Origin of the sequence: cf. Phormidesmis sp. LEGE 11477 (assembly GCF_015207105.1) — a bacterium.
Taxonomy (GTDB): Bacteria; Cyanobacteriota; Cyanobacteriia; order Phormidesmidales; family Phormidesmidaceae; genus Phormidesmis.
The window spans coordinates 1-7,986 of the sequence record NZ_JADEXO010000182.1; the positions used below are offsets into that span (position 1 = coordinate 1).

A 7,986-nucleotide genomic window follows, 5' to 3' on the forward strand; every position below is an offset into this window, starting at 1 on the left:
AACGGCGTAGTGGGAAGATAATCATATCTGGCGATATGACCGATAGTACCACGAAGCAAATCTTGTCTATCTTTCGGGACGGCAACAACACTCTAGCTTCTAAAGAAGCCCCCGCTATAACCGATCAAGTTTAGTGGTGGGAGTGCGTCACCACTGTATTGCAATCTAGCGTCTTGCTTAGATTTGGGTTGATCTGATAATTTCAGATTCTATATAGAATACGAAGCAACCGTTCTAGATTGTTCTCATAGAAAAAACAGACATTGCTGGATGCGCGTATCGCATATTCTTGGTCGATGAACTGCCTTCCCCTCCAGAACTTCAGAGAACAGCTCGATCTGCTAAACGAGCTGTTCTCTGGATTGGTGTGTTTGGAGCCGCTCTGTGGTCTTTTGCTTTCTTTGTCCTGCTGCCTCTATCAGAGAAACATTCAGCAGATTTCGATACTTGGATCGAGAAAATAGAGCAAGCCAATGTGAGCAAATGAAAACAAAATCACTACTCATCTCTGTCCTGCTGTCTTGCTTTTCCCCACTCTGCTCGTCGTCGGCCATAGCCTAGACTGTGGTAATTTATTGCCTGTCACTATGCTCCTCCTCCATTTCGTTTAGCTGGCGGATAATTCCGGGAAGTATATCGACATTTCTCTCGCAGTATATAGGGACAGCCGCTGCTGCCAAGAAGATTGCGAATGAAACCACAGTCGGGACTATCTGAAAATAGATGAGCAACATCGCCCCCATCATCAAAATAAAATACACTAGAAGCCTATATACACTCGGAAAAGATGGAATGCAGAGGATTCCTATCAAGATCGCTAACGCCGCGCCCGCATATGATAGATAAGCAATTGCAGTCGATTCCTCTTTCTCTCCTTCAATACGGCTCTAAGACAGCCTTCAAGAGTAAGCCCGTATAAGGAAACATCGCGAATCAAACAGCCAGCTAGGTCTCTGAGCAGATCGACTGTATTGCCACCGTTCCTCGCTATCGAATCACCCAGCCACTCCAAAACATCTTCCCTAGAGTCTGTATAATTTCCACTCAAATAGTAGCCAGCAGATTTGCTTAGATTGAGTGTGGTCCCTTTGTGAATTGCTAGTTGAACAATTATGCTTGCCAGCACTTCAACAGCCTTTGCTTCGATATTGTGGAGCTGTACTGCTGAATCCTGATCTGATGCTTCATAGGATGTGATCGCCTCTCCTAACGCTTCAACTGTTCTTATCGTTGTTCCATGCCAAGCTAATGCCTGCTCTGTGTTGCGCCAGGTCAAGCCTTGGTCATTCAGAGATCCAATCACAAAGACTTCGAGTTGTTCTATAGTTAGCGCGTTCATGTTAATACGAGTCTATATTTACATTCGCTGTGGAATAGATAAGACACAACTAGTATCATAGAACAGCAACTGCTTTCACTCATTATGACGTCAGTCTAATTCACATGGCTAGTTCGTAGCTTATCAATCGCAAGGCGGTAGTACAACTCCAAGAGCTATGGCAGGGAAGCGGCCCAATCCAGTCCGTATCGCTCTATGGACACCGGGGGATGGGGAAGACAGACATACTCACAAATACCTCGGGATACCTAGATAAAACTATTCGAGTTGCTTATCTCAATCTATTCAGCTTGGGCGCAGTTTCCCAAGAAGCAGGGGAAGGCGAAGTCATGATTGCCCTCAGTGATTCTATCAGCGAGGCCCTTTCTGTTTCGCCGCCTGACGACGAAGTTCTTCTGAGTTCACCATTAGTCGCTTTTCGAGGCTTCGTTCAATCCATCAGCAAGCAGCTAAAGCCTGAGCAAGGGCTAGTTATTGCACTAGACGAATTTGAAAAGCTAGGAGAGCTGAGCGCCACTGGCATTCTCAGCGAGGACTTTCTTAACTTATTGAAAGAAATCATTCAGGAATTCCCCAATATCGCTTTTGTCTTTTCTGGACTGCATTCTTTGGAAGAACTATCAGAAGAACTATCAGATAATTTTTTTCACCACCTCTCTGATAGTTTTCTGCCGATTCATGTTGGCTTCTTAAGCCAGGACGAAACAGCTGCACTTCTGGCCGATCTCGACGAGGAGCTTAAGCTTGGATGTTTGCCGGAGACATCCGCCGAGATTCATCGGCTAACCGCAGGTCAACCATATCTTGTTGAGCGGATCGGCTTTGAGCTTGTGTCTTTCTACAAACGCAACCGAGGCGAAGGAGACCATATCAATGACTATAGTTTCACCTCCCAAGACCTGACAGCAATAGTTAATAGAGGTAACTTCTTGTCCTTGTGTCGTTACTACTTCACTGGGGTCTGGAATCAGGCGCAAAAAGATGGTCCTATTCAGCATGAGATCCTTACAACTTTGGCAAAGGGGCAAGCGAGGTCGACCGTTCATCTGCAAAATGAGCTCTCAGTGACCGCGATCGGGAAAGAATTAGAGATCCTGAAACGACGAGATGTTATCGTGGCCAACGATAAAGGTGAGTGGAAAATTACTGTGCCGCTGTTGAGCTACTGGGCTCTAGAGCAGAGCCAGATCTAAAAAAGGAGGCAATCCGCTAGATGCAGCAGCGGATGGTAGCAGCAAGAAAGGGAATAAGAATTTTGAGGCTCAACTTCCCTCCGCGACGGCTGCTGCTCTACATTCTATTAAAGAGTCGGCCAGTGGTCTATTGTGAGTATCAGACTTGGACTAACCTCAAAGCAAAAGCGAAACATGAGTACACTGCCGTTGAGAGAATGGCAACAGCAAGCATTAGCGGGCTACCTTCGCGCTGAGCGGCGAATCTACACTTGCCACGCAACCCCAGCTAGCGGCAAAACACAGTACGGATTGGCTGTTGCTATCTCGCTACTGAAATCAGGCGAAGTCAAACAGCTAATCGCACTGTGCCATACCAAGCAAATTCGCCAGCAGTGGATAGCTGCCGCTGCGACTATTGGCCTGTCTCTGGCTATTAGTCCTTATCGGTCAGCAGACGGGTATGTCTTCTCCTATCAGCAGCTGATCGACTCAAACTTTGTCAGCGCTGCTAACCAGGCAATACGAGGTAGACGGCGATCGCTCGCTATTCTCGATGAACCGCACCATCTAGCGGCGTCGAAGGCATGGGGAACAGGAACGAAAGACTTGCTGAAGTACGTTCATAGAATGCTATTGCTCAGCGGTACGCTGTTTCGGCATGATGAAGGCACAATCCCGTTCGTTACCTACGACGAAGCAGGTACCCTGGCACCAGACTTCGAGTATTCATACGCCAGCGGTCTAAAAGATCGAATCGTCGGCCCAATCTACTTCCCAACCTTTGGGGGGAAGGCCGAGTGGCAATTTGGCAAACAAAAAGATGCGATCGCCTTTGGTGAAGCAGCAAGCGATCGCCGTCTTGCACGTCAGCTGAACACAGCGATTGCAAGCAAAACTTGGCTGAGTGAAGTCATCCGGGCTGCTGATACTCATCTAGACCAAATTAGAGAACAAGATGCAACCGCAGGGGGGCTCATCATCGCGAAAAGCCAAGCCCACGCTCGCGATGTCGCGCAGATAGTCGAGCAGGTGAGCGGTCTCTATCCAGAGATCGCACTTTCAGATATTGCAAAGTCCAACAAAGTTATCAGCGACTTTGCTTATGGGCAGCAAAAGTGGATAGTCGCGGTGAAGATGATCTCAGAAGGCGTCGATATTCCCCGGCTGCGCGTTGGGGTCTATGCCTCGAATATTCTTACCGAGCTTTTCTTCAGGCAGGTAATAGGCCGACTAGTGCGGACACATCATTCCTTTATGAGTCAAGATGCCTATCTCTACATTCCCCAGCATCCGGTACTACTAAGATATGCTGAGTCGATTGCTGAAGAGCGCTACCACACTCTTACCAAAACCACAGAGATATCAACGGTGGGCAGCGTCAAAGAAGTTTTTGGTGCCTTGGAGCCTGGTCATGCGATCGCTGAGCGAGGTGAAACGCTCAATCCGTTGCAGATAGCACCAGAAGCTAACCTACTGGCCTTGCTACAAGAAGGTTTTGCTGCTCTTGATACCGCCCAAAACAGTCTCCAACAGGCAAAGAGCTGTTTTGAGCAGGTAGCGTCTAGTCTCTTGATGGAAGAGTACAAACAGGTAGAGAGTTTGCCGACTGTACAAGCTACCGATAGCTCTCTAACAGAATCAGAAACGAAATTGCTCACGATTCTCGCCAAACATCGTAAAGCAGCAATAAGTCAATCACAGCTAGAAGCGCTCTTTGGACATGATAAGATGCACTTTTACGACTGCTTAGCATCAGTTGCGATGACGGGGTATCTCATCGTCGATAGTCCTGAACAGGTATCTATCACAGAAAAAGGGGTAGCTGTTTTAGGCAATGACCTCCCGCGAGCATTGATCAGCGGTACAGACATCATTCGCCTATGGTCTGAAGTGTTAACTACCCGAGAATCAGAGCTTTTGCAAGGATTGCTACACGGCTATCCAGAATGGCTAGAGCGTAAGCCCTTGATCGCGCTCACCAAATATAAAGAGAGCATAGCTAGAAGCATCGGACCTGATCTGAGGCGGCTAGTTGCGTTCAATCTGGCTCAAACCAAGCATTCCAATAGCTACTGCCTCAACCCAAAACTGCTAGAGATCCCCTTCACTGGGTACTAGCAACACCGCAGTATTAGCATGAACAGACGGCGATCACTCTACATAAATAAAGCTCACAACAATAGAATTTCAAATTCTACATAAAACGCGAATATACCGAAAACGGGATCAATGCTCATTCCTGACGAGTAAATATCTCAGTCTCTTTGCCTTCATCGGAATTGGAATTCATGCCCTTCTATCTCTGAACGTACGCTATCAATGATTAGAGAATTGAGGATGCAGCTTGTACTTTCGGACCGTCAGCGCGATCGCTTCCCGATGCGCTTCTTCTAGATTGTCGATATACATCCGCACCACCATATCTTCGCAGTACTTTACTGCCGCTATACCTTCCTCTTCTGAGATGTAGTTTCTCGCTATCTTTGGATCGCCCGACATCAGTAACCAGCGCTGCTTCATTTCCACCGCTGGCATACCGAACAGTCCTTTGTACACCTCGTTTGTCCACTTACCATACGCAGTCGAGTGAACATTCAACTCTAAGAGTAAGTCAGTGTAGGTTTTGCGAACTGGCTTTCCCGACTGACGCTGAATCAGCCAGCGGGTCGTCGCTCGGCTCGACTTTCCGCTGTAGACACCTTTGAGAGCAACGTTAGCCTCGGCGTAGAAGCCTTTGATTGCAAACCAGCGAAGGAAGGCTCCAATATTTTCTCGGGCGGGTTTACGAATTTTCCCAGGGTTGAGTAGGATATCCATGCTTAGATCAAACCAATCAGCAACTTCGATGACCTTGTAATCATTGCCATCTGTGGCACGGATTTGGGTCACCCTGAAGACCTTGCCAGATGGTACTTTCAGAGCTTCCACCCCTTCTATTTGGGTCACCCTATTGGTAAGCGTCTGTTGGGGGATTCCAATGTGTCTAGAAGCCATGCGAAATCCAAAGCCTATGGAAGGTTCACCGTCGCCTAGCCCGTTTGGATCGATTACGATAGCTTCAAATTCTCTATCTTCGTAGGTAACCGTGATTAACGAGCCAGTCTGGATCGCAGCATTATTCTCTGCCATAATCTACTCCTCAGGCGGCAGACCGAAGGCATCAGTCAATGCCGATATGATCACTTCCGTCATGGACCGACCGTTGCGTTTTGCCTCAGCCGCCCAATGGTTGCGATGCGACAGAGGCACCTTGGCACCTACATTCACCATCTTCTCTGGCTTAGCGTCTTTCTGGCTTTCTGGTTCTGCTTCTTTGATTGTTTCTGGTTTGACGGCTTGATGGTTATCTGGCTTGGTGCTTTTCTGGTCATCGGAACCTCCGAGAAACCCGGTGCTTCAGCACGGGGATGGATAGGAGGGCAGCTATGCTGCCAATCTTGCTGTAATCTTTATGCATCAACAGTTTTAGCCTCTTAGAGAATGGTAAAATAGAACAATGAAACAACGGTATCGCTACAGGATTTATCCAAACGAAGGGCAGGTCATACGACTTGCTCAGATGTTTGGCTGTAGCCGCGTTGTTTGGAATGACGCATTGGCAGAATGCCAGCGGTTGTACAGACAGAGAGAGAAGTATCCAGGATTCGCAGTTCTAGCCAAGCAGATGATTACCGAAGCAAAGCGGACTGTAGAGCGCAGTTGGCTAGCTGACGTATCGGTTGTCCCGTTGCAGCAGTCTGTTAGAGCTTTAGATGTTGCTTTTCGCAACTTCTTCAACTCTGTTACAGGCAAGCGAAAAGGACCGAAAGTGCGACATCCACGGTTCAAGTCTCGCAAGTCGGCACAGTCAGCAGAATTCACGCAGCGTGGGTTTAAGGTAGGTTCAAAGCTGTACCTAGCGAAGATAGGCTCTATCAAAGTGCAGTGGAGCCGTAAGCTACCGTCTGAGCCGTCTACTGTGACGGTGACTAGGGATGCATCAGGCCGATACTTTGCCAGCTTTGTTGTAGATGTAGAACCTGAACTATTGCCGTGGAATGACAAAGCTATTGGCATAGATTTAGGCATCTCAACCTTTGCAACGCTGGACAATGGTACGAAGGTTGAAGCGCCCAAACCGTTGAAGCGCAGTCTTAAAAAGCTCGCTAGGCTACAGAAGGCGCTAAGCCGTTGCGAAAAGAGCAGCAACAGACGCGCAAAGGCAAAGCTGAAAGTAGCTAAGCTCCATGCCCGCATCAAAGATGTCCGCACAGATTTCTTGCATAAGCTGAGCACTCGATTGATTAGAGAGAACCAATCAATATCAATCGAAGATCTGAATGTGTCAGGAATGGTGAAGAATCGAAGTCTAGCTAAGGCCATCAGCGATCTAGGCTGGCGACAGTTTAGAACCATGCTTGAAGCAAAAGCTGAAATGTATGGTCGTGATATTGCGGTAATTAATCGCTGGGAGCCGACTAGCCAAACTTGTTCCTGTTGCGGACACAGGGCAGGCAGAAAGAAGCTTTCAATTCGTGAGTGGCAATGTCTCAACTGCGGTTCCCTCCATGACCGGGATGTGAATGCCGCAAAGAATATAAGAGTCGCGGGTGGGCAATCCGAGACTATAAACGAACGTCGGAGGACAGGTAAGACTAGCTTGCTAGCTCAGTCCGTTGATGCGTTTAGCCAGCCGTGCGAAGTACAGTTAACCCTGCGCTTCTAGCCGAAGAATCCCCTTGCTTCAGCGAGGGGAGCATGTCAACGCTTTGCGTTCGTCTACAACATCAAAAGGCAATTGACCTCTCTCGCTCCACGCGATCGCGGTCCGATTAGGATCACCGTCGATTAGCAATACCTTGTCTTGACCACTAAAGTAGGTAGCTAGGTGGAGGCTTTGACGCTCTCTCCCTAAGCCTTCGGCTATAGGCAGAGATTCTTGTTTCACAAACTCTTAACTAGGCGCAGTCTACTGGGGCAAGCCTGTATTGTGGAGTCGTTCGTATTGCATTCTGTCTTGTGGCGGTGCGCCAATTTCTGTTCTTAAACAGTACATCCAGCAACAGGCAGAGATTGATTAAATTGTTCGCTAGCATTCATCTGGCTTTCACCACCCCATAAGCCTTCGGCTATGAGCGGAGCACCAGCCGATCTTTGGTAGAGGGTGATCGCTAGATGCAGCGTAGTTGCCTAAATCGTCTCATAACGCCTTTTGCGAGGTGATGCGCTAATCGACTCAAAATCTCTACAGCCAGCTCATAGCAAGGGCTTAAGGGTGATGCGCTACCCCCTATCCGACGCATCATTTTCCCTTTAACTAGATCGGCGGGAATTCCCACGCTACAGGCTTGTCCTTAGCGTGGGAAGAAAGCCAGGTGAGTGATAGCGAACAGTCTAATCAGGTCTGTCCTGATTTTGGACGTAAGCTTTGAGCTCGTCAACGGTTACCCCACCACAACTCGCTATAAAGTAACCACTAGTCCACAGCACTTT

At 48.1% G+C, this 7,986-nt stretch carries 7 protein-coding genes and 1 pseudogene; 4 read left to right on the forward strand and 4 right to left on the reverse strand.

Annotated features, from left to right (window positions below):
* Positions 1-817 precede the first annotated feature (817 nt).
* Positions 818-1,339, reverse strand: coding sequence for a hypothetical protein (locus IQ256_RS27660; protein WP_193858914.1), 522 nt, complete (start codon positions 1,337-1,339; stop codon positions 818-820).
* A gap of 209 nt (positions 1,340-1,548) precedes the next feature.
* Between IQ256_RS27660 and IQ256_RS27665 the strand changes: the two genes are divergently transcribed.
* Together IQ256_RS27665 and IQ256_RS27670 are read left to right on the forward strand one after the other, a co-directional pair.
* Positions 1,549-2,532 (forward strand): hypothetical protein, encoded by a 984-nt coding sequence (locus tag IQ256_RS27665; protein WP_193858915.1) that lies wholly within the window; start codon positions 1,549-1,551, stop codon positions 2,530-2,532.
* Positions 2,533-2,706: 174 nt separating this feature from the next.
* Positions 2,707-4,632 carry a DEAD/DEAH box helicase gene (locus tag IQ256_RS27670; protein ID WP_193858916.1) on the forward strand — a complete coding sequence of 642 codons (1,926 nt, stop codon included), beginning with the start codon at positions 2,707-2,709 and terminating at the stop codon, positions 4,630-4,632.
* Between the two features lie 198 nt (positions 4,633-4,830).
* Here IQ256_RS27670 and IQ256_RS27675 read toward each other — a convergent pair whose 3' ends face one another.
* Positions 4,831-5,643: a hypothetical protein gene (locus IQ256_RS27675; RefSeq protein ID WP_193858917.1), complete on the reverse strand. Its 813-nt coding sequence runs from the start codon at positions 5,641-5,643 to the stop codon at positions 4,831-4,833.
* A 367-nt stretch (positions 5,644-6,010) separates the two neighbouring features.
* On the opposite strand from IQ256_RS27675, the gene IQ256_RS27680 reads away from it, so the two are divergent.
* On the forward strand, positions 6,011-7,219 hold the full coding sequence (locus IQ256_RS27680) for an RNA-guided endonuclease TnpB family protein (protein ID WP_193858918.1): 1,209 nt from the start codon (positions 6,011-6,013) through the stop codon (positions 7,217-7,219).
* An 18-nt stretch (positions 7,220-7,237) separates the two neighbouring features.
* Here IQ256_RS27680 and IQ256_RS27685 read toward each other — a convergent pair whose 3' ends face one another.
* A complete protein-coding gene (locus tag IQ256_RS27685) occupies positions 7,238-7,441 on the reverse strand; it encodes a hypothetical protein (RefSeq protein WP_193858919.1) in 204 nt (67 codons plus the stop codon).
* A 25-nt stretch (positions 7,442-7,466) separates the two neighbouring features.
* Between IQ256_RS27685 and IQ256_RS27690 the strand changes: the two are divergent.
* A pseudogene (locus IQ256_RS27690) lies at positions 7,467-7,574 on the forward strand (transposase); the annotation flags it as partial.
* Between the two features lie 313 nt (positions 7,575-7,887).
* On the opposite strand, the gene IQ256_RS30595 reads toward IQ256_RS27690, so the two are convergent.
* Positions 7,888-7,986: transposase (locus IQ256_RS30595; RefSeq protein ID WP_193855553.1), on the reverse strand; the 99-nt coding region annotated here is incomplete at its 5' end.

Excerpts from the sequence above, each read along its gene's own strand:
- IQ256_RS27665 (WP_193858915.1), top strand. The coding sequence starts at position 1,549 with ATGGGGAAGACAGACATACTCACAAATACCTCGGGATACCTAGATAAA.
- IQ256_RS27670 (WP_193858916.1), top strand. The coding sequence starts at position 2,707 with ATGAGTACACTGCCGTTGAGAGAATGGCAACAGCAAGCATTAGCGGGC.
- IQ256_RS27660 (WP_193858914.1), bottom strand. The coding sequence starts at position 1,339 with ATGAACGCGCTAACTATAGAACAACTCGAAGTCTTTGTGATTGGATCT.
- IQ256_RS27675 (WP_193858917.1), bottom strand. The coding sequence starts at position 5,643 with ATGGCAGAGAATAATGCTGCGATCCAGACTGGCTCGTTAATCACGGTT.
- IQ256_RS27680 (WP_193858918.1), top strand. The coding sequence starts at position 6,011 with ATGAAACAACGGTATCGCTACAGGATTTATCCAAACGAAGGGCAGGTC.